The sequence below is a fragment of the Dysgonomonas sp. Marseille-P4677 genome (assembly GCF_016652235.1).
Lineage (GTDB): Bacteria > Bacteroidota > Bacteroidia > Bacteroidales > Dysgonomonadaceae > Dysgonomonas.
In genome coordinates, this window is record NZ_JAEPKU010000037.1 from 1 (window position 1) to 22,665 (window position 22,665).

Annotated in this window: 20 protein-coding genes and 1 riboswitch; of the genes, 8 read left to right on the top strand and 12 right to left on the bottom strand. The window is 35.8% G+C overall.

Annotation, left to right across the window (positions count from 1 at the left end; genetic code table 11):
* The 7 genes from JGH11_RS08555 to JGH11_RS08585 all read right to left on the bottom strand — a co-directional run.
* Positions 1-1,297, bottom strand: a 1,297-nt coding sequence (locus tag JGH11_RS08555; RefSeq protein WP_201111164.1) for an NAD(P)(+) transhydrogenase (Re/Si-specific) subunit beta, incomplete at its 3' end; no start/stop codon positions are given.
* Positions 1,294-1,605 (bottom strand): NAD(P) transhydrogenase subunit alpha, encoded by a 312-nt coding sequence (locus tag JGH11_RS08560; RefSeq protein WP_201111165.1) that lies wholly within the window; start codon positions 1,603-1,605, stop codon positions 1,294-1,296. The genes JGH11_RS08555 and JGH11_RS08560, both read right to left, overlap by 4 nt.
* Positions 1,606-1,666: 61 nt before the next feature.
* A complete protein-coding gene (locus JGH11_RS08565; RefSeq protein WP_201111166.1) occupies positions 1,667-2,824 on the bottom strand; it encodes an NAD(P) transhydrogenase subunit alpha in 1,158 nt (385 codons plus the stop codon).
* Between the two features lie 46 nt (positions 2,825-2,870).
* Positions 2,871-4,157, bottom strand: coding sequence for an outer membrane beta-barrel protein (locus JGH11_RS08570; RefSeq protein ID WP_201111167.1), 1,287 nt, complete (start codon positions 4,155-4,157; stop codon positions 2,871-2,873).
* Between the two features lie 151 nt (positions 4,158-4,308).
* Positions 4,309-5,598, bottom strand: coding sequence for a kynureninase (kynU, locus tag JGH11_RS08575; RefSeq protein ID WP_201111168.1), 1,290 nt, complete (start codon positions 5,596-5,598; stop codon positions 4,309-4,311).
* A gap of 39 nt (positions 5,599-5,637) precedes the next feature.
* Complete coding sequence (locus JGH11_RS08580) at positions 5,638-6,825, bottom strand: nitrate/nitrite transporter (RefSeq protein ID WP_201111169.1); 1,188 nt, start codon at positions 6,823-6,825, stop codon at positions 5,638-5,640.
* A 470-nt stretch (positions 6,826-7,295) separates the two neighbouring features.
* Positions 7,296-8,240 carry a hypothetical protein gene (locus tag JGH11_RS08585; protein ID WP_201111170.1) on the bottom strand — a complete coding sequence of 315 codons (945 nt, stop codon included), beginning with the start codon at positions 8,238-8,240 and terminating at the stop codon, positions 7,296-7,298.
* 404 nt (positions 8,241-8,644) lie between these two features.
* Between JGH11_RS08585 and JGH11_RS08590 the strand changes: the two genes are divergently transcribed.
* From JGH11_RS08590 to JGH11_RS08600, 3 genes are all read left to right on the top strand, one after another.
* Entirely contained in the window at positions 8,645-9,028 is a 384-nt protein-coding gene (locus tag JGH11_RS08590) for a hypothetical protein (RefSeq protein WP_201111171.1), read from the top strand.
* Between the two features lie 27 nt (positions 9,029-9,055).
* The gene (locus tag JGH11_RS08595; RefSeq protein ID WP_201111172.1) at positions 9,056-9,235 is read left to right on the top strand and encodes a hypothetical protein; all 180 of its coding nucleotides are present in this window, start codon (positions 9,056-9,058) and stop codon (positions 9,233-9,235) included.
* Positions 9,236-9,510: 275 nt separating this feature from the next.
* On the top strand, positions 9,511-9,771 hold the full coding sequence (locus tag JGH11_RS08600; RefSeq protein ID WP_201111173.1) for a hypothetical protein: 261 nt from the start codon (positions 9,511-9,513) through the stop codon (positions 9,769-9,771).
* Between the two features lie 95 nt (positions 9,772-9,866).
* On the opposite strand, the gene JGH11_RS08605 is transcribed toward JGH11_RS08600, so the two are convergent.
* The 3 genes from JGH11_RS08605 to JGH11_RS08615 form a co-directional block, all read right to left on the bottom strand.
* The gene (locus JGH11_RS08605; protein WP_201111174.1) at positions 9,867-12,239 is read right to left on the bottom strand and encodes a beta-glucosidase; all 2,373 of its coding nucleotides are present in this window, start codon (positions 12,237-12,239) and stop codon (positions 9,867-9,869) included.
* Positions 12,240-12,381: 142 nt separating this feature from the next.
* Positions 12,382-13,251 carry an OmpA family protein gene (locus JGH11_RS08610; RefSeq protein ID WP_201111175.1) on the bottom strand — a complete coding sequence of 290 codons (870 nt, stop codon included), beginning with the start codon at positions 13,249-13,251 and terminating at the stop codon, positions 12,382-12,384.
* A gap of 45 nt (positions 13,252-13,296) precedes the next feature.
* Entirely contained in the window at positions 13,297-14,064 is a 768-nt protein-coding gene (locus JGH11_RS08615; RefSeq protein WP_236263927.1) for a carbonic anhydrase family protein, read from the bottom strand.
* Between the two features lie 458 nt (positions 14,065-14,522).
* Positions 14,523-14,718: riboswitch (cobalamin riboswitch) on the top strand.
* A 122-nt stretch (positions 14,719-14,840) separates the two neighbouring features.
* Between JGH11_RS08615 and pflB the strand changes: the two genes are divergently transcribed.
* The 3 genes from pflB (at position 14,841) to JGH11_RS08630 (ending at position 18,676) form a co-directional block, all read left to right on the top strand.
* Positions 14,841-17,072, top strand: coding sequence for a formate C-acetyltransferase (pflB, locus tag JGH11_RS08620; RefSeq protein ID WP_201111177.1), 2,232 nt, complete (start codon positions 14,841-14,843; stop codon positions 17,070-17,072).
* 65 nt (positions 17,073-17,137) lie between these two features.
* A complete protein-coding gene (gene pflA, locus JGH11_RS08625) occupies positions 17,138-17,854 on the top strand; it encodes a pyruvate formate-lyase-activating protein (protein ID WP_201111178.1) in 717 nt (238 codons plus the stop codon).
* Between the two features lie 21 nt (positions 17,855-17,875).
* Positions 17,876-18,676: a formate/nitrite transporter family protein gene (locus JGH11_RS08630; RefSeq protein ID WP_201111179.1), complete on the top strand. Its 801-nt coding sequence runs from the start codon at positions 17,876-17,878 to the stop codon at positions 18,674-18,676.
* Positions 18,677-18,799: 123 nt separating this feature from the next.
* Here the strand turns inward: JGH11_RS08630 and JGH11_RS08635 are convergent, their stop codons facing one another.
* Entirely contained in the window at positions 18,800-19,012 is a 213-nt protein-coding gene (locus JGH11_RS08635; RefSeq protein WP_201111180.1) for a winged helix-turn-helix domain-containing protein, read from the bottom strand.
* A 130-nt stretch (positions 19,013-19,142) separates the two neighbouring features.
* Positions 19,143-19,478 (bottom strand): hypothetical protein, encoded by a 336-nt coding sequence (locus JGH11_RS08640; RefSeq protein ID WP_201111181.1) that lies wholly within the window; start codon positions 19,476-19,478, stop codon positions 19,143-19,145.
* Positions 19,479-19,641: 163 nt separating this feature from the next.
* Here JGH11_RS08640 and JGH11_RS08645 point away from each other — a divergent pair, with 163 nt between their 5' ends.
* Positions 19,642-20,496 carry an AraC family transcriptional regulator gene (locus JGH11_RS08645; RefSeq protein WP_201111182.1) on the top strand — a complete coding sequence of 285 codons (855 nt, stop codon included), beginning with the start codon at positions 19,642-19,644 and terminating at the stop codon, positions 20,494-20,496.
* 556 nt (positions 20,497-21,052) lie between these two features.
* Positions 21,053-22,651, top strand: coding sequence for a hypothetical protein (locus JGH11_RS08650; protein WP_201111183.1), 1,599 nt, complete (start codon positions 21,053-21,055; stop codon positions 22,649-22,651).
* Positions 22,652-22,665: the final 14 nt, after the last annotated feature.

The following is a 22,665-nucleotide window of genomic DNA, read 5'->3' on the forward strand; positions in this document are numbered from 1 at the left end:
TGCAGATAATGATATTCTTGGCCTGATCCACATTCAGAACAGGCATACCATAGATCGGCGTATCTTCTGCATAGCGGGCTGCTGGATTGAGAACATCATTGGCGCCGATAACGATTACAACATCCGTATCTTTAAAATCATCGTTGATAGCATCCATTTCATAAAGCTGGTCGTAGGGTACATCCGTCTCGGCTAGAAGAACATTCATATGACCGGGCATACGTCCGGCCACAGGATGAACCGCATATCTAACCTTTGTTCCCTGCGACTCCATAACATCTGCCAATTGGCGAACCTGATGCTGTGCCTGTGCCAGTGCCATACCGTAACCCGGAACGATAATAGCTGCCTTAGCGTTACGAAGAATATCTCCTACTGTTTTTTCTTTATCCTCTTGCGCCAGTGTATCATGGAGTATTGTCCGACTTTCTTCTGCTATTTTTTTCGCTATTGGAGATGCTGCTGTTTTACCCGTTAAGATAACCATTAATTTGCGGTTCATAGCCTTACACATAATTTGTGTCAGTAACAAGCCAGATGACCCAACTATACCCCCAATAGAAACGACCAGTAAATCACCTATCGCCATACCTGCTATTGCAGCTGCTACTCCGGCCAAGGATGTCAACAATGAAATTGTAATAGGCATATCTGCCCCTCCTACCCTGATAGCAAAAACATATCCAAAAAGAGAGCCGAATACAATGCTCAATATAAGAATAAAGTTTACATTAGATAATAGCCCAAAGTCTTGTCCTATGACGAATGCAAGGCCAACTGTAATTATCGAACCTATTAGTAATGTTGTTGTTATTAATTCATGATGTTTCCACACAACAGGTTGTTGTGGTAATAGCCGATGTAATTTTCCTGCTGCTACCATACTTCCAACGAATGTGACCATACCAACCACTACGGCTAATACACCTGTTACATTCACAAATGTTGGAAATTCGGAAGGAAGTACTCCTATGCCTACAATAGTCAGCCCTCCAACGATTGCTCCAGCTAAGCCTCCCAAGCCATTTAGCATAGCCACTGTTTGAGGCATCTGAATCATCTGTACTTTACGGGCTAAAACAGCACCTACTATAGTTCCAACCAACATAAGGGCATAGATAGTCGAGACATCATATATTTTGTAATATATAAGAGTTAGAACAATGCCGGCCAACATACAAAAAGACAACAGTAAATTACCTTTTACTGAGGTCGGCACTTTACTCATCATTGATATCCCCAGTAGAGCTAAAAGTGATAATAAACCACAAATGATATAATATAAAGTTTCGGTCATAATTTCTTAGTTTTCTTCTTAGGATTGAACATTTTTAACATGCGGTGTGTCACGCCAAATCCCGCAACAACATTTATTGTTGCCAGCAATACACCTAAGCCTCCAAACACTTGTCCAGCGATAAGACCTGCACCTCCGGCCTGATAAGAATAACCAACTGCAACGATAGCACCCAGTAAACATATTCCGGCTAAAGCATTCATACCTGACATAAGTGGCGTATGCAACAAACTTGGAACATTTTTTATAATTAAATATCCAACAATAGAGGCTACCAAAAATATTATGATTAAAAAAATTGGATTCATTCTATTCGTTTTTTATTAAGAAGGGCTGCTTTTGTTTTGTAAAAGCAACCCTAGAATCGATTTATTTATTCATGGCTTCTAGAGCCCCTGCATGTACAACCTTACCATCCATTGTAACTAATATTGATTTTACAATTTCATCGGTCATATCCAGTTCAATTTTACCATCTTTAGTTAAAAACTTAACCAGATTATACACATTCTGAGCAAACATCCATGTCGAGCTTTTAGGTAATGTTCCCGGAATATTTTTCACTCCAATTATAGTTACTCCATGTTTCGATTCGATTGTTCCCGGAGGTGTTACTTCGCAGTTACCTCCTTGGTCGATAGAAATATCTACAATAACAGAGCCGTTAGGCATTTCCTCAACCATCTCTTTTGTTATAAGAATTGGTGCTATTTTACCCGGTACCAGCGCACTACAGAATACAATATCCATTTCTTTTAAAACCTCACGTAATTTTTCACGTTCTTTTCTAATCCATTCTTCAGGTAAAGCTTTTGCATATCCTCCTTCGGCTATTGCCAATTCGGCAGGAACTCCCAAATCTATGACTTTGGCGCCCAGGCTCTGTGCTTGCTCTACTGCTGCCGGACGTATATCTGTGGCATATGTAACGGCACCTAAACGCTTAGCTGTAGCTAATGCTTGCAGCCCGCCGACACCGACACCTATAACCAATACTTTTGCCGGTTGCATTGCTCCCACAGCCGTAAACATGGGAGGCATAAACTCAGCCATTTCATTAGCTGCCATTATAATCCCTTTATATCCTGCACAAGTGCTCATTGATGTTAAAGCATCCATAGATTGGGCACGAGAAATACGAGGCACACTATCGAGTGTCATTCCTATTACACCTTGCGCAGCCAATTTCTTCACCATTTCGTGATTAACGGGTGATGCCGGGTGAATAAATGTAATAAGATATTGTCCTTCATGCATTAACTCAACTTCATGCTTTCCATATGTATTATTAAATAAAGGTTCTTTTACTTTCAGTATCAAATCTGATTTTTGGTAAAGCTCTTCCGCCGAGGCTATTATTTGGGCTCCCGATGCAATGTAATCTTCATCAAAATAGAAAGAGCCGACACCGGCATTTTTTTCTATTAATACTGTCGATCCATCTGCGATATATTTCTTCACAGCTTCCGGGCTAGCTGCTACACGAGCTTCGCCTGGCATAATTTCTTTAGGTATTCCAATAATCATAATGCTATGTTTTTTAATTGGTTGTTATTTAGATTTATTGAGTAACTTAATATTTATATTGAATTCTGAATGAAAATACATTATCATTCCTGTTTCGGTTGTAACCTTGCTCTGCCAAATTGATAGATTTTTCGTTTATAGGCATTTCATAAAAGGCCTGTACTCTTATTGCGGGATATGGAAACCATACAAGGCCAAGACTAACTGTCTGATAACTGATATCTGTTTCATTTGTATTATATTTACCAATATCGGCCCCCGATACATCTGTATTTGGGTCGTGCCAACTATAGCCCCCCCAGAACGTGAGTGGAAGTTTCGGGCCAATCTGTTGTAAATAATAGATATATCCACCATTAAAGTCCCGAATATAAGTATCTGTTTCCGGTCGTTTGCTTGAGTTTGGACTATTGTAAGAGTCTTTTCCAGCAGGCTGTGTTCCCTTTACGTATTCACACCTTAATTGGCTTAACCCGAAAAGAGTTTCAACTGCCAATTGTGCATTGACATCAAAGTATCTACGTTTTGCATATTGTCCTTTGTTATTAACATTATTATCAAGAAAAAACGCTTTCTCCTTCATCTTATACACATTTTCATTTCCTTGATACACAAAACCATTGTAGTAAGCCAAACCTCCTGAAAGGCGAAATGGCCTGTTTTTATTGGTACTAGCACTGATACTTCCCACAAAATCTCTTTTACTATCGGTTTCTTGTTGCACTCCATTTCCTGCTACCAGACCTAAGTTAACATTGAGACTCCCGTACTTCTCCGGTGCTTTGTATGAAACCTGTGCTCCCACATCATATATATCTGGAAATAAGCTATATAAAAATGAGGTTCCTTCTATTAACTCATAAACCGAAGGTGAAACACTAAGCTCATACCCGAAAAGAGTATTCAGTGATCCTAAAGTTAAGCTAAATTTTTTACTCCAAGGCTCAGTTATATTTAAATATGCATCACTAAACCAAATATTCTTATTATCCTTAACCTCAATTGTTACAAGTCCGTATACTATACCGGTTTCGAACATCGTACTTAGAAATGCTCTCCTTAGTCCAAACCGATTGAATGAGCTTTTTCCATAGTTTTCATTTGCTGAACCAACCATCAGTCTATTTACATCTTTTTGCCCAGATTGATATTGCCCCTGAAAATAAGCGGAGAAGTATACATTCTTTGCAATTTCTTTTAATGCAGTCGGTGTTGACACCGATTTTTTCACAGAAACTGAATCGACTTCATTTTCGATATTCTTATCATCCTGTGCCGATAAGGAAAGAATAGATAACAACAAGATCCCGGCTAAAATTCCAATCTTTGTCATAAGCAAATTTTAAATAGATAAAAAGATTGATGGACAACTTTGGCGTTTACATGTATAAAATAGTATAACAGGTATCAATAACTCGGAAAGTCGGAGACTAACAATCTCTATCGCCAGCCCCGGCATTTCCTTGATAACCAAAACAGAAATCTTACATCACCATAGTTCTTTCAGAACTATATTTCTCCCATTCTTTGTTCTTACCTATAATCTCTAACGCATCTATCAGCCTGTATCCATCTTCATAAGTATTATAAAGGGCTATTGGAGCTAAACGGATAACGTTCGGTTCTCGATAGTCAGGTATGACATTATGGTTCTTTAATGCCAAGCATATACGATAGGCCTCATCATGCACTAAGGCGACATGACCTCCGCGTTTCTCATCATCTGTCGGGTTATTATATGAATATCCATATTCTCTAAGTCTTGCATCGACCAAATACATCAGATAAGCTGTCAGATTTAAAGACTTTTCTCGTATCCGATCCAAACCTGCTTTATCGTATATATCTAGAACTCCTTGAAGTGGAGCCATAGAAAGCATATTAGGCGTGCCTGTTTGCCAAGCTGTAGCATCTAACGCTTGATCGAACTGATGTTTCAATTGGAATTGGGTTTCGTCTTTGTTTCCATACCATCCGGATAAACCTACAGTCTTCCCGAAATGTTTCTTATTAATATATAATCCGGCAGAAGCACCCGGTCCGGCAGACAGATATTTGTAATTACACCAGATAGCAAAATCCGGATTTATTTTCTTAAAGTCGTGAGGTACGCCACCAATAGAATGACAAAGATCCCAACCAATATAAATACCTCGTTTATGTGCTTCTTTTGTAAGGCGCTCCATATCCAGTAGCTGAGAGCTTCGATATAGAGCTGATGGCAATAATATGATTGCAACATCATCAGTCATAGCCTCTACAACAGCATCTTCATCGATGAATATTCCATCTTTACTCTTTACTACCTTTATTGTATCTTCTACTTTCAAGCCTTTTAAGAGAATTTGGCTATCAATAGCATACCTATCTGTAGGGAAATTCAGATCGTCGACCAGTATTTTATATCTTTCCTTAGTCGGTTTCCAAAAGGTCGCTATCATCTGATGAATATTGATCGTGGTGTTTCCTGCTACTATAACTTCATTGCCTTCTGCATTGATTAGTTTCGCCAATCTTTCGCCTAACTTCTGCGCATACTGGAAGTAAAATCCATCTTCAATATTCCAAAGCAGGATTCCTTTCGTTTTCCAGATTTCGAACATATTTATCAAAGCGGCCTCTGCGTCTTTCGATGCTAATCCCAACGAATTGCCATCCATATAAATTTTATTTCCTTCCAGCTGATAGAATCTGTCTTTAAATTTTCTTAATGGATCTTTTTGATCTAATTCTTTTGCATAATCCAATCCTTCTTTGAAATTCTTGTTTGCCATTTTTATTTCCTCCTATAATTTGATTAATAAAATTTGTTATTATGAATTTGTTGATATCGTCTTACTCTCTTGTCTGAAAAAAGGGTATGACAATACTGCTCCCAATAGTGCAACTACTGTAAGAGGTAGTACACCAATAGCCCATCCGTAACTTCCGACTAAGCCTGATACTATAGGTATTCCTATAAGTGCACCGATATAATAGAATAAATATATTATTGCAAAGCTATCTTCAATAAGGCCGGGATGTTTTACAATTTTAGGAACTGAAGATGCTATTGATGTAGACGTAAAACTTATACATGTAGATAAAACTATTATTTGAATGATCAATAATGATTCGGGCGTCTTATCGGTCATAAAACATGCTATAGCCATTACGATAAAAGAAAAGAATCCGATAGTGATTGGTTTTCCTATTTTTTCGATAAGGAAACCAATGATAAACCCAACCGGTATACCAACAAGGCCAAAAGCGATTGAATTGAAGCTCGAACTTTCGGTGGTGAGGTTATAAACATTCTTGAATATGGTAGGATATCCATCCAGAAATGTAAATAATATGAAACTAACTGTTGCCATAGCAATAGCAAGAGTTATTATCCGTGTATTTTTAAATGCTTCTTTGAATGAGGCTTTCTTAATATTGCTTTCTGTTGTGTTTTGCGGATTGTCGAAAAGGATAATGAATAACAATCCTAAAACAGCAGATACTGCAGCTAAGACTAACCATATATTTTTCAATCCATAGTTGTCATAAACTATAGGAAGTACATAAATTACAGCAGCATACCCAAATGCAGAGAAAGTACCGAATATTCCGACTGCCAACCCATAACCTCCATCTCTGAACCAATGTGTAATCAATACCATACCTGTTACCATAATAAAGGAAAAGGATATCCCTTCTATTATTCTTGCGATCAACATTAAAGGGTAGGACTCGGTAAAATAACCTATAAAATTGCCTAAGAATAATGCTGTCATGATAAGGATGCTAATCCATTTTGCACCATACTTTTTCACCAAGCTACCCCCCGGTATAGCTAAGAAAACAGGTGCAAAGGCAAATATTGAAACATAGATAGAAACCTCAAGAGGACTTATATCCAACATAGAAATAAACGACTCCCGAAGGTTGGTAGGAGATATTTTCATCTGGCTGACAGATAATAATATCGCACCCAAATATAATACTGTAAATTTGATCCATTTAGAAGCTTTCATGTGTATTAACGGTATTAAGTTTTTTAGTATCCTTATTGTATCCCTATCGCTATACTTGGGATCTTTCTGTATTTTCATTTCCATGATAATGAAAATGTAGCGTTCATATCCTAGGTATTAGATTCTATTGTTTCAAAACAACCACACACTCTTGTACTATTTTTCTATACACAAGTAAGCAAATTGTTGAAAATAATTAAGCAATATTATTTTCTCAAAATGAAAAAAAATGTTGCTTAATTATCTCTTTTTATATTAAATATCACTGGTTGGAAAATCTTTTCTTTTCTGAAAAAAAAGAAAAGAAAAAACAGGAAAAATATTCTGTAGGCATTATTTTAGCACCAAAAACACTTTCCGAAAATATATATTCATATTGTGATACATTTCGGAAAGAAACTAACAGATAATTGAACTTGTAGTCCTACAAGCCAAAAACTGAGGTTAAGTAAGAGTGGAGAATAAAAGGGCTATAAATGATATAGCTTTTCTCTTTGTCTATTTAGAAAAGCTATCTTATTGAGTTCTCCTGACTGACTAATCAGAGACGAACATTTTTTAATAATCTGCAAACGTTTCATTTGAGCCTGTGTCATTTCTTGATCGAAAGACAATAATGAATTTGGATAGTGCAAATTTATAATGGAAGCTTCTAAGCCTTTTGAAACAATTAACGAATGGGATAAGGCGAGTGTAACATGTGATACATAAAACGACACTTTCTTTCCTCGATACAAACCGGTACTAGCCGATTCATTTATAGTATCTAAAACAGAGATTAGTTCTCTTTTCAGTTGATTCTTTTCTTCTTCTGTTATAAGATTCAAATTATAGAAGAATGAGATATCATTTACAACAGAGGTAAGTAAATTCGGGTCTAGGATAAAAATGAGTTTGAAGAGTTTTATCTCGTCCCAGTATTCCTGTCGAACCTTGGATAGTACATCAGGAATATCTATCTGCGCTAGGGGCAATGGCTGAACTGTTCCTTTGTTGAACTGGATCTTAAACAGCTTAAGCTTGGTCAAATATGTATAAGGAAAATAAAATAGTTCGGGGATAGATCTGTTTACTGTATAGAACGTAGAACCTGATTTTTTCTCGAAGCCTTCCAAGATATTTAAGTCAGCCTCAATCTTCTTTATATAACCATGTACAGCGCTTGTTTCGTCTATTAGCCGCAGATTACATGTCACTTTCTCCCCTCCTTCTCTTATAATCAAAGAGGTTAAATTTATATTTAGCTTTTTGGCTATTGTCACTACCTCCGACAATGTAAATTCTACCTCACATCTTATGCGCCTATAGCTGGCTTCTTTTCCTAAATGAATTAATCCTGAAATAAAATCAACCAGTTTTTCATCTTCTGGTACATATCTAGATATAATATCTATTAGTTTTTTTTGATATTCCATGGATTATAGGTATTTAGGTTGTAAGATTCTTAAATATAAGCTTCACCACAAGATTGACAAAGGAAAGCTGTAAACAAATATAAGATATTTTTTAATATCCTTGCAGATATTAAATGATAGATTATACAATATATTTTCACATTTCTGATTCAACAATCTGGCCTAAAAAACTTATTCAATTGCTATACATATAGGGATACAGGAGGTATTTTTACAGAATTTTGCCATTACTATCTTATATTATATTTTAATTTCTGTTAGTATCTATTAGGCTACTATAATTTATGTCTACCATCAATAATAAACATTAATAAAAGCCATTAATGGCAATTAATTATGCACAAAGTCTGTTTTAATAATATGCTGATATTAATCAGTTTTTATTAACAAAATAATTACTTATTATGAAAACAATTAATTTCAAAAAAGGTATTGTGTTAGTATTCACAATATTACTATCAACAATGGCGGGATTTTCCCAGGATGACAAACGAACTGAGGCAGCTAAAGAAGCTGCAAGCGCACTAACGGGCTCTATGGTTGAAACTCTGAAGCTGACTTCTACTCAATCAGATTCTGTGGGACAATATAACCAATCTTATGCCTTGGTATTATTTACAACAGTACCGCTAACTGAGGATGCAATAAAAGAATTCGACTATACACTTGATACTAATCTGAAGGGTGTTTTCAATGAAGAACAATATTCGGTATGGACAGAAAACAAAGACACTTGGCTGAATATGATTAAAAGTAAAATACCTAAAGAAGATCCGATCGAGCAATAAGATTGCAACATTCTAAATTTGAATATTATGAGAATAATAGTAATACTACTGTCATTATCAATGGCCATCTTAACATTCAGCTGTGCTAATAAGGAAAGGAAGGAGGCCCCGATAAACGATATGGATACCATTGATAATTCATTAGATGCAGAAACAACTGATACTTTATTAATGAACAAAAGCGAAAACGACTCTCTTAAATATTAACCAATAATCATTAAACATGTTACAAATGTATGTTTATTTAAGGGATACCCTTTATTATCAAATAAAGGGTATCCCTTTTTTAATGTCTTTGCCATCTTCCTCTAAAATATCGTCGTATCACTTTTCAGTACGTCCTACTTTTATCGTTAAAATAGCCCCCTCTTATATTAAAAGCGTCCGAAACTTTCCAATAATCTACTCTTAACCAATTCTTTCGCTAATTACCACTCCTATCTTCATTTTTATTTATATATTTGATTTTTAAACAATTTATTATGGAACAAAACGAGAGTACTTCTAGAGTAATGTCCGTTAAAGAATGGCTTATAAATCTGGTTATAATGTGCATTCCTGTTGTTAATATCATATTCCTATTCATATGGGGATTCGGACAAAGTGACATTAATGAAACTAAAAAGAATTGGGCTAAAGCTAGTCTGATTTTAATGGCTATCGGAATTGGATTAACTATCTTATTCTATGTAATAGTAGCTATTCTAGGTATAGCTATACTTAGTTCCAGTGGACACATCTAACTAAAACAATGGCATGTTTTAATAATTAAAACATGCCATTGCCTCCTTTTATTATCTTATCTACTGTTTGTTAAGATTATGAGTAAACATTCAATCTATTTACTTATAGTAGATTTTAGAAAATTCATTTCTTCCTGGGGCCTTAAGACATCATTAACTTTCTCCGTCATTTTTTCTTCTATATCAATATTCATAGCATGTTTAATATCTACTGATGATGAACCAACCATGAATTTATACAACCCGGGATCTACAACCCAGGAACTATTTGTTTGATCGAAAGAAGCTAAATCCAATTTTGCTATGTACATCTTTACTTCTTGCTCTTCGTTTGGCATAAGCTCTCGAGTTTTGTCGAAGGCTTTAAGTTCCATAGTTGGTTTTCCATAATTATCATTCAACGGTGCTGCAACATATACCTGTACAATCTCTTTACCTTTAACTGATCCTGTATTCTTAACTGTCAGGCTAATTTCATATCCACTATTTACAGCTTTGATTTTGGGAACAGAATATTCAAACTGAGTATAAGATAATCCATAACCAAAGGGATAAGATACAGCTTTATTAAATGTATTAAAAAAACGATAACCGACATATATATCTTCTTCATATACTGTATAATCTACATTTCTGACAAGATTCTTTCTTTCCGGATTACGTGCTAGCATACTCTCTGTCAAATTACCTTTATGTACAAAGTCGTAAGGAAAATTTGTAGCAGATGATACATCTGCATATTGTATAGGAAAACTCATCGTTAGCTTACCAGAAGGGTTCGTTTTTCCGCTTATTACATCAGCAACCGAGTTACCACCCTCTTGCCCTGCTAACCAAGTAAGCAGTATCGCATCCGGAATATTCTTCCAAGAAGCAGTCTCTATCACTCCCCCAACATTTAGTATTACCACAACTTTCTTTCGTTGCGAATGATATACTTCTGTAACCTTGTTGATTAGTCGTAATTCTTCGGTCGTTAAATTAAAATCACCATCAATCTTCCTATCCAGAAACTCACCCGAAACACGCCCTATAGTTATCAGAGCTATATCTGCGGTTGCTGCTTGAGCTTTTAATTCCGTATCATTCGGAATAAGCTCTTTTGGACGAGCACCTGCTGTATGAGAAGCCAACTTATCTTCTTTATTTTTATTGGCATTCAATTTATTATTTTCGATGGTAATATACTTTTCATATCGACTTTGCAAATCAGAATTCAACATATAGCCTGCGCTAGCAAGGCCATCAACTAAGGATACTGTATAGGCACTATTAACATCTCCACTACCTGCACCTCCCGAAATGAAATCGTATGAAGTAATACCATAGGCAGCAATTTTCTTAACATCTTTAGCTAGAGGAAGGGTATTGTCGTTCTTCAATAAAATCATTCCTTCCGAAGCCGATTGGCGAGAAACAGCTGCATGTGAATTTAAATCAGGACTCTCAGTGTATTTATATTTTTTAAAGCGAGGTGTTTGAACCACTAATTCTAATATTCGAGTGACAGCTTTATCTAAATCCTCGATAGTTAACGTTCCCTTTTCAACGGCTTCAATGATCTCTTCCTTTTGAGATGTCAGCCCTGGCATCAAAAGTTCATTTCCTGCATGTATCATCTTAGGTGCACTTTCACCACCAAACCAGTCTGTCATAACAACTCCTTTATACCCCCATTCATCTCTTAATACAGTGGTTAGTAGTTCATAATTCTCTGGAGCATACACTCCGTTTATATAATTATATGCCGACATTACTGTCCACGGCTTCGACTCTTTGATTCCAATTTCAAAGCCCTTCAGGTAAATTTCACGTAATGCTCGTTGAGTCAGCCTACTGTCACTCGACGTACGGTTCGTTTCCTGATTGTTAGCAGCATAATGTTTTATAGATGTACCAACTCCGCTAGCCTGTATTCCATTAATCATAGCTGCAGCTATTTTTCCCGATACAAGAGGGTCTTCCGAATAATATTCAAAGTTTCTACCACATAGAGGATTGCGATGAATATTTAGAGCCGGAGTAAGAAGAATGTCAATGCCATATTCTAAAGCTTCATCCCCCATTGTTTTACCAACCTCCTCAACAAGGCTAGTGTTCCATGTAGAAGCTAATAGTGTCCCTGTGGGAAAAGCAGTGGCATAATACGTCCGATCACTGCCTTCCCGTTTAGGTGAAATCCTTACTCCGGCAGGACCATCTGCCAGAACAATTGAAGGAATACCTAATCGTGGTATTTCTTGGGTTGTACCTGCTGCTCCTGCTATAATCGTATTAGATTCTCCAACAACAGCACTCTCGCCTGTAAAGCCAGCCATGCCGGTACCAATAGTAAGTGTAGCTTTCTCCTCCAATGTCATGGCATTTACAACACTCTCTATACTGTCAGTTCCCAACTGAGGCACTTTTTTATTACATGAAGCAAGTAAAAAGACAGCTCCACATATAATCAATCCTTTCAATTCCATAAATTTTTCATTAAAAATAAACCGGGTTTACAACATATAAAATACTCATCTCAATAAATAGTACGTTTTGAATATATCAAACGGTTGTCTCAATAAATAATGAAACAACCGTTACTATAAAAAGTTTTTATCCTATGAATAATCAATTTGCATCAAGCGAGCTTTTAGGAGCTTGTTCAATCAATTCCATAAACTGATCTAATTTCGGAGTAATTATTATCTGAGTCCTACGGTTGCGCTCTTTACCTTCTGGAGTACTGTTTGTTGCAATAGGATTATACTCTCCTCGTCCGGCGGCCGTCAAACGTTTAGGGTCGATCCCGTAATTAACTTGCAAAGCTTGTACTACCGACGATCCGCGCAAAGCACTTAAATCCCAATTATTGCGTATATTAGGCCGGGAGATTGGATCTGTATCTGTATTTCCTTCGACCAAAACATCATAATCTTTATAATCTAAAATTATTTTGGCAATCTTACTTAGAATCTGCCCTGCCTTATCACTTATTTCATAACTTCCGGACCGATACAACATATTGTCGGCCAAAGAAATATAAACGACGCCCTTCAACACTTTAATATCCAGATCTTGCATTTCGGAGCGAGTTAAAGAACGGGTCAGGTTGTTAATCATTACAATATTCAACGAATCAGATCTGTTTTTAGCCTGCACCAGATGTTGAATAAATCGATTAGATGCGTTAATTTCATCTACTAGTTTTGCTATATTCGTATTTCCTTGAGAGTTTTGCGAAAGACTCTTATTTAATGAATTTTGCATATCTGCTAAAGCCCCACGCAATTTTTCATTGTTTTTCTGGGCTTCAGCCAATCTATCTTCAATGCCCTTCGCACGAGTATCACATTCGGTCAACCGCAATTGACTGCCTTGAAGCTCTGCTTGCAACTCTTTATACTCAGCTTCTAGATTGCGGAATTTACCATTACTTACACAACCCGTTAATATTAGACTTGTTGTTAATACCAACAGTAACCAAAAAGAATGTTTCATAAGCTTAATCTTATTTATATATATGATTAAAAATTACTTCGTTAATTAAAGAAAGTCAACCTTACCTGTTTCCATATGATATACACCACCAACTATTTTAATCTCACCCTTGTCTTCCATTTCTTTCAGGATAGAACTTTTTGAACGAATCTCATTTATGGCATGATCTACATTCTGACTACAAACAGCCTCTACAAATTTAGGATTATCAGATGTTTTATCTCCATCATAGTTTTTGGCTGCTGCAGCTACCGCAGGACGTATTTTAGATAACATTGCCGTAATATTACCTAATTTCACGTCATCTATAGCCGATTTAACAGCTCCACAATGTTCATGACCAAGTACTACAATCAATTTTGCACCCGATACCTTACAGGCAAATTCAAGGCTACCCAGAATATCCTCATTTATAATATTTCCAGCTACACGAGCGACAAATATATCTCCTATACCACGATGAAACACATCTTCGACAGGTACACGTGAGTCAAGGCATGATACAATCGCTGCCTTCGGATACTGACTGAGTGCCGCCTCACGCACACGCTGCAAATTATTACGAACCGTAAGATTGTCTTCTGTAAATTCTTTGTTTCCCTTTTGAAGAATTTCCAATACGGCATCGGGGGTCAACCGAGCTTGTTCATCAGCCGAAAGTACCGTATTGATTAAAACCGCCGAATCTGGAACTTCCAACACTCCTTGTTTTATTAGTTCAGAACTTTTTTCTGTTTTAACCTTATCCTTACACGAAGAAACTACCAAAAATAAGGATAGTAACAACACTCCAAATAGAATAATCTTTTTCATACTTGTCATTAATTATGTAATTTGTAAGAAAAAATAATGGCCAAATACTTCCATGAAGAAATATAACCGGAATAATTGACCGTTTAACCTTAGGTTGTTGTATAAAACAACCAATTAGAATTTGAGTAGTACCTTTTCATATTTTTCTTGAGAATCCCTTTTTATTTATAGATCATCCCCTTGACCTGTTGTAGGACTCTTTTGGGCTTTTCTTTGCTAGAAACTAAACCTTTTTGTGTACTATCCTTGATATTGACTTCAGTTACATACTTTCTTCCAATAAAACACTTATGAATATGAATTGTTCATAAACTATATAGTTATCCAAATCTTAATCAATAGTTTATACAACTCAATTTATTATATCCCTTCAGTGCGGATACAATATTAAGATTAATTTATCATACCTTCTTTGTCTCTTCATATGTTTAGTTATTGTACATTTTATTTATATTCCGTACCTTTGCGCCGATTTTGGTGTCGTTATTTATATTCGTAGATAATGATGAAAAGGGAACTGAGTGAGAATCCCAGATAGACCCGCTGCTGTAAGCTCTATTTAAGCTTCAAATAATACTCTAGCCACTATTAACAATGGGAAGGCATTTGAAGAATGAGTAAGTCAGAAAACCTGCCAAAATAATTGAGGTTTGAAACTTTCGGGTAATAAAGGTATCAAACGATCTGATATTATTCATAAAAAAAAGAATACTAAATAGCAAGTTATATACTTACAACTTTTTATATAAGCATAATTTACAAATTCAATAATAGAAATGGAAGCGTATAAAGACTTTAAAGGGAATAAATGGAAAGAAGAAATCAATGTAAATGATTTCATTCTTAAAAACTATACTGAATATACAGGCGATGAATCTTTTCTGGAGAATCCGACAGTAGCGACAAAAGAACTTTGGGCTAAATTGAGCGAAATGTTTATAGAAGAGAAAAAAAGAGGTATCTATGATGCTGAAACTAAATACCCTTCTCAGATCGATGCTTACGGAGCCGGATATATTGACAAGAACTTAGAGAAAATTGTAGGTATACAAACAGACAAGCCTCTCAAAAGAGCTATATTTCCGAATGGAGGATTACGAATGGTACAGCAAAGCCTTGAAGAGTATGGTTACAAATTAGATTCTAATACAGCAGAAATATTCACTAAATATCGTAGGACTCACAACGAAGGTGTATTTTCTGCATATACAGATAGTATCCGCCGTGCCAGAAGTAACGGCTTATTAACAGGATTGCCCGACGCATACGGACGAGGACGTATTATCGGTGATTATCGTCGTGTAGCACTCTATGGTATAGATCGTTTAATAGCAGAAAGGGAAAAACGTTTTAAAGAATGTGACCCTATCGTAATGACAGACGATCTGATCCGCCTCCGCGAAGAATTAAGTTCTCAATTATTGGCGTTAAAAGCATTAAAAAGAATGGCTTCAGCATATGGCTTTGATATTTCACAGCCTGCTAAGACAGCTCAAGAAGCTATTCAATGGACATATTTCGGCTATCTAGGCGCCATTAAAGATCAGAATGGGGCCGCCATGAGTCTTGGCAGAGTAACCACATTCTTAGACATTTATATAGAGCGTGATCTTAAAGCCGGCCTTATCACAGAATCTGAAGCTCAAGAATTTATCGATCATTTTGTGATGAAACTGCGCATCGTGAGATTCTTACGTACACCCGAATACGACGAACTGTTCTCGGGTGACCCGGTTTGGGTAACTGAATCGATAGGCGGTATGACCAATAACGGGCACTCGATGGTTACTAAAAACAGCTTCCGAATGCTGCATACTTTATATAATTTAGGACCTGCACCGGAACCTAATCTTACCATTCTTTGGAGTGACCGTTTGCCCGATGCATGGAAAAAATATTGTGCAAAAGTATCTATTGACACTTCATCGCTTCAATATGAAAACGACGACATTATGCGTCCTCAACTAGGCGATGACTACGGTATCGCTTGTTGTGTTTCGCCTATGCGTATAGGTCACCAAATGCAATTTTTCGGTGCACGAGCCAATCTGCCTAAAGCTCTGCTTTATACAATAAACGGAGGTAAAGACGAGAAAACAAAAGCGCAGGTATTACCTAAACATTGGATAGAAAAAGTTACCGGCGATTATCTTGAGTTTGATGAAGTATGGGAAAAATTTGACCGAACATTAGACTGGGTTGCCGAAACTTACGTGAAAGCATTAAATATTATCCACTATATGCACGATAAATATTCGTACGAAGCACTTGAGATGGCTTTACACGATGTAGATATTGTGCGTACACAAGCCTTTGGAGTATCCGGATTGTCTATTCTCGCCGATTCGTTTGCTGCAATTAAGTTCGGTAAAGTTCGCATTGTCAGGGATGAGGATGGCGATGCAGTCGACTACATAGTAGAAAAAGAGTATATTCCATTCGGAAATAATGATGATAATACAGATAAATTTGCGGTAGAAATTGTTGAGAAGTTTATGAATAAGATCCGTAAACGTAAGATGTATAAAGATGCAATACCTACACAATCTGTGTTAACTATAACATCTAATGTTGTTTATGGCAAGAAAACAGGTAATACACCTGACGGACGTCGCGACGGAACGCCATTTGCACCGGGTGCAAACCCAATGCATGGCCGAGATACAAAAGGAGCGGTAGCTTCTCTCTCTTCGGTAGCCAAACTTCCGTTTGAACATGCGAATGATGGTATTTCATATACGTTCGCAATAACACCTAATACATTGGGTAAAAACAGGAATGAAGAAGCCGCAAACCTATCAGGTCTGCTCGACGGATATTTTCTTCAATCAGGACATCATTTAAATGTAAATGTATTTGATCGGGATTTACTGGTTGATGCAATGGAACATCCTGAGAAGTATCCTCAATTGACAATACGTGTATCAGGTTACGCTGTTAATTTTGTAAAGCTCACACGCGAACAACAGCTGGATGTGATAAACAGAACAATAACAACGACATTCTAACTCATACAATAATTATTCTTATAAACAGAGAATCGTATTTTACGATTCTCTGTTAATTTTGTTTTATGCAGGGATACATTCACTCTTTCGAAACCTTTGGAACAAAAGACGGTCCGGGAATCCGCTTTGTACTATTTATGCAAGGCTGCCCTTTGCGTTGTCTATATTGTCATAACCCTGATACATGGAAAATAAAAAAAGCTAAGTACGAATTAACTCCACAAGAAGTTTTTCAAGAGATAAACAAAGTGAAAGCTTTTGTTCGCGGAGGTGTCACCATCTCGGGTGGAGAGCCTTTATTGCAACCCGAATTTATATTGGAGTTATTCAAAATATGTAAAGAACAAAACATCCATACCGCAATTGACACTTCAGGTATATTATTGAACGAGCAAGTAAAACAAGTACTTGAATATACCGATTTGGTTTTACTGGATATAAAGCATATCAATTCCGAAAAATATAAAAAACTGACTAATGCCTCATTAGAACCAACACTGAAATTCATGGATTATCTGGCTTCTATGAATAAATCTACGTGGTTACGCTATGTTCTTGTCCCCAATTATACTGATGAGGAGGAGGATTTGAAAGAATGGGCCAGGTATGCATCACAATTCAAAAACGTGGAGAGAGTAGACGTTCTACCATTCCACCAGATGGCAATCCATAAATGGGACGAACTGAACATCGAATACAAACTTAGGGATATAACTCCCACTAGTTTAGAACAAAAAGAAAAGGCGGAAACTATTTTCAAGTCCTTTGGTCTGCCTGTTTAAAATACAATCATATCTAAATTCATGCTTAATTATTATAAACCAAAAGAAATAACCCACAGCTTTGCAGCCTCTGCCGATATTAAGAGTAATATGATACTCATCAAATTCTGTATATTATCTGTACTCGGAGGCGTATTCATTGCTTTTGGAGGGCTTCTTTCTGTTGTAGTTGCAGGTGGAATGCCCGGTGTAGCTGCATCTAATCCCGGTCTTATAAAATTTGTAGCCGGAGTGTTATTTCCTGTCGGGTTGATTATGGTTTCTATTACAGGAGCTGACCTTTTCACCAGTAATTGTGCAGCATTCACTTATCCATTATTAGAGAAGAGGATTAAGGCTAAATTATTTTTTAAATATTTATTACTGTCTTATATATTCAATTTTGCAGGCACACAAATTGTAGCTTTCATTCTTTCTTTTCAGGTCGGATTACTGGATAATGATCCTTGGTTAACTTATTTACATCATTATTCCGAAATGAAGGTTGATCAGGATTTCGCAACTGTTTTTATTAAAGGAATAGGTGCTAATTGGCTTGTTTGTTTAGGTATGTTTATGGGATATGCAGCCAAAGACATCTCAGGAAAGTGTATCGGAATATGGATTCCGGTAATGTTGTTTGTGACGTTAGGATATGAACATTCAATCGCAAACATGTTCTTTATTCCTGCTGCAATATATTCTGGAGCTGATATATCTTGGAATGCTTTCATATTGCAAAATCTTATTCCTGCCACAATCGGTAATATTATAGGAGGAGGTGGACTAGTCGGTTGTATATATTGGTATTTATATCTTAAAAACGAAAGTATTACAAAGTAGCCACGAAAAAGTATTCTTTCGTGGCTACTTCAAATTTAAAAAGAAGTAACTGTAAGTACCAAGAGTGATCTATTTTAATCTAATGTTTGTAATCCATCCTGATAAAATATAACATTACATATATTATATATTATTTGGTGATAGCCTTATATAAGCCATTCCTCGCTTGTAGACCAATTTTAATTTATCTTCTCTCGCAAGCCAGCCTATGGCTAAAAATATAACAGAATCTTTATATCCTGTAAGCTCACCTATATTCCGCATATTGAGTTCTCCGTTTTCGAAAAGCAGATGCCAAATTACGCCTGCTTTTATACCGATATTATTTATGTACATTGTGTATAAGGTTGTATGATTTATCTTGATAATAATCATCGCTTATTTTTGCCTATTACAATAATAAGCCACAATTAAATACCTTTTACTCATAAAGTATTTATGTAGAGAGGGCATTTGTCTCTAATATCTAATAATACAAGGGGTAATTATTTATAGTATTCCTATCACTAGATTCGAATGTATCGTACAATAGCACAGTAATACCAGCATCACAAAATTTAGCAGCAATATTTTCATCCTCATTATTTTTCAAAATAATAATCGAACTTTCCTTTAATCCTCTTTTGGGTTTAACCAACTGACCCGATAAACATATCTTATCGTCTACATTAAATGTCGCATATGCTTTAACAAACTGTTCTGTTTCTTCGATTATTCCAAACACAGAGATATTATCTTCTGCTGATTGAACTATTTTTCTTAAACTATAATTTACACTTTTTTTGTTATCAAAAACATTCATAAAAATTAAACAATATTTGGGGTTTATTCTTTGCTTTTACAAATATCCCCATTATATATTTTATTTTATGTGCAATATTTCTTGAAAAACGTACAAAAGGGAGGTACTTTAACATTAATGTGTTAAATTTGCATTTATCTGGCTATAAAGAAAAGATATGGATATGGATAGAGATAATATTAATAACTTTTCGCAGAACATTCCTTTAGATGGACTTTCTGTGATAGATAATGTTAAAGCTCCTATTGATTTTCTAGTAAATCAACCATACATTATTGATGGTCTACTTATTGCTCTTGTTGAATATGGAGAAAGTAAATTAACTATCAATTTCAAAGAATATACAACCAGCAAGAATACTGTATTGGTAATTCATAATCAATCCATTATTGAAATTCTAGATCTTGCGGAGAATAGAAAAGTAAAGGCATTTTTCATATCTACAGATCTGTTATTCGAAGAGCATTTTTTTGCTGACTATGAGGTCTTTTCGAAGTTGTCGAAATATTCGTTCTTCACGGTGGATGATAAAACTATGGAAGATTTACTCCATTTTTATAATTTTATTTCAAATCAGCAGAATAATATTAACATGCAATTTCAGGCTGAGATAAACAAATACTTAACATATGCATTTTGTTTTAGAATAAAATCTATATATAAGAATCTCAATATTATTAATACTTCTATTCAAAAGACAAGAAATGAAATTATTGTTGATAATTTCTTCATATTACTTTTCGATCATTACATAGAAGAGCGAAATATCTCCTTCTATGCAGATAAGCTATGTGTCAGCGCCAAACATTTATCTTTTATAGTAAAAAAGGTTTTAGGAAAGCCTTGTCATCATTGGATCAACCAAATGATTATTTATCAAGCTAAGTTCAAACTAAAAACAAGTGAAATAAGCATTAAGGAGATATCTGATCAGCTCAACTTTATAACACCATCGCAGTTTGGCAGATTTTTCAAGCAATATACTGGATTAACTCCGCTTCAATATCGATTGATGTAGAATGTCTCTAGCATCATCTATCTTTCGATGAGGTCTCAAGTGATTCTTCACCCTTATATTTTTAAATAATAAAAAGCCTAGCAGCATCATTTTTTTAATCATTCCTGTAAACATTCTTTTCTACAAAACTGTTTAATTTGAGAAGAAAATCCGAATACTTTGTTGGTCTTTTGGGTATCACCAAAATAAACCTTGTACGTTTTATAGATTAAATAAATAAAATGCAAAAAAAACATTTTCTTTGTATGCTTTATTGATGAATTATCTAATTGAAGACAAATAACCAAGAGCTTTATTATTCTAAAATTAAATGATGTACACACACATAAATGAGAGACTGAACGATATATTAAAAAATAATATACTAATTTTATATCTCTACTTAGATTTCTTCAAGAAATTTGTCCTGTTTTTATCGAGACATGGCATAAATTCAAACGATAGCTTACAGAACATCTCCAAATTATCAATTCGAATAATAACATAATCGATAACAAACTTAGAACCAAAGAAACCTTCATATAACAGATAACAATTTACTAATTTAGAATTTAGAATGGAACGTATCGAAGTTAATCAAACAAAAATAAAACCGAAAATAATTTTTACTTTTATCGCATGCATACTATATGTTTTGTCAATACAAGCGCAAGTTACGATCGGGAGTAATGAAGCACCTCAAAAATACTCAATTTTAGAGATTATTTCAACAGCAAACAATCCGGGGGGCCTTCGCTTACCTCATTTCAACGAAGCAGACAAAACTGCTCTTAATGCAGATTTATTAGCCAGCCCTGAAAAAAGCAAAGGCTTGTTAATATACAATACGGATAAGAATCAGGTAGAATTTTGGGATGGAACACAATGGATTGCAGCAAAAGGCGGAGACTCTATTACAATACCAACCGAGCCATGGTTAGTTTCGGGTACTACAACCGAAGCAACCTCTAATACTGAAAATATATATCAGATGGGGAATATAGGTATTGGAACTAAAAATCCTCAAAATACATTTCATGTAGATGGAGCTAAAGACAATTCTACAACGCCTACTGCAACAGAAGTAGCTAATGATTTCATTATTACCTCTACAGGGAGCGTTGGTATCGGGACAATATCCCCTGACGCATCGGCAATCTTAGATATAAATGCATCAAGTAAAGGTTTTTTAGGTCCTAAGGTTGCTCTTCAAAGCTCGACCGACGTTATTACTATACCCAACCCCGCCGTCGGACTTTTGATCTATAACAAAGGTACCGGTGCTTTAAAAACTGAAGGTTATCTATATTGGAATGGGACTGAGTGGGTTCAATTCACTACCGGAAGTAGCAAAGACCCGGAAATTGCTAATTTAGATTGCATCAATGCTAGGATTGTTCCTTCAAGATACCAAGCTGGAGTAAAATACGAAGGAGTACTAATTGTTCCATATTCGGGAGGAAATGGAGGACGTTATGCCTCCGGTACACCAACTATTTCGACAGGTGTAACAGGTCTTACAGCAACCTTGCAACCTGCAAATTTAGCTTATGGAAATGGGGATCTGATATTCTCTCTTTCTGGAATCCCATCTGCATCAAGTCCTAATCTGGCCTCATTTAATGTAGATTTTCTAGGATACCAGTGTACAGCTATAGTCGGTTCTAATGCAATGATGCAAGGAGAACAAACTTTCTGGCGTGGTTCTATGCCTGCGGATGTGTACGGAACAACAGTACTAGCCAGTAATTATATAAATGACATGCCCGTAATTGAAGATGTTTTTAGAATGGACGCTCAATTCTCAGCCACTTCCACATCAACAGGTGGTGCCACTCTAAATCCACGGATGTATAACATTTCGGAGGAACCTGTCAAAATATGGGCGAGTTCGATGTCTTCGCAAGAAGGGTTTGGTTATTCGAATATAATAATTCCAGCTGGAGGATATATAGAATTTGACAATGGTGTTTATTTACATCAAGGTAGTCTTGCAAGTACAACACCTTCTTCTGGCAGGTTGGCAAACAACGGACAGGAAACGGTTACTATAGACATGTTTTATAATGGAAAATGGTTCAGGTTATATTACACAATTTGGGTTGATAATAAAAAGGCAAATGTTGCAGCCAACATGACAAGAGAGTTATATCTTTCAATCCAAAGACTATATTAATAATAAAACACTCA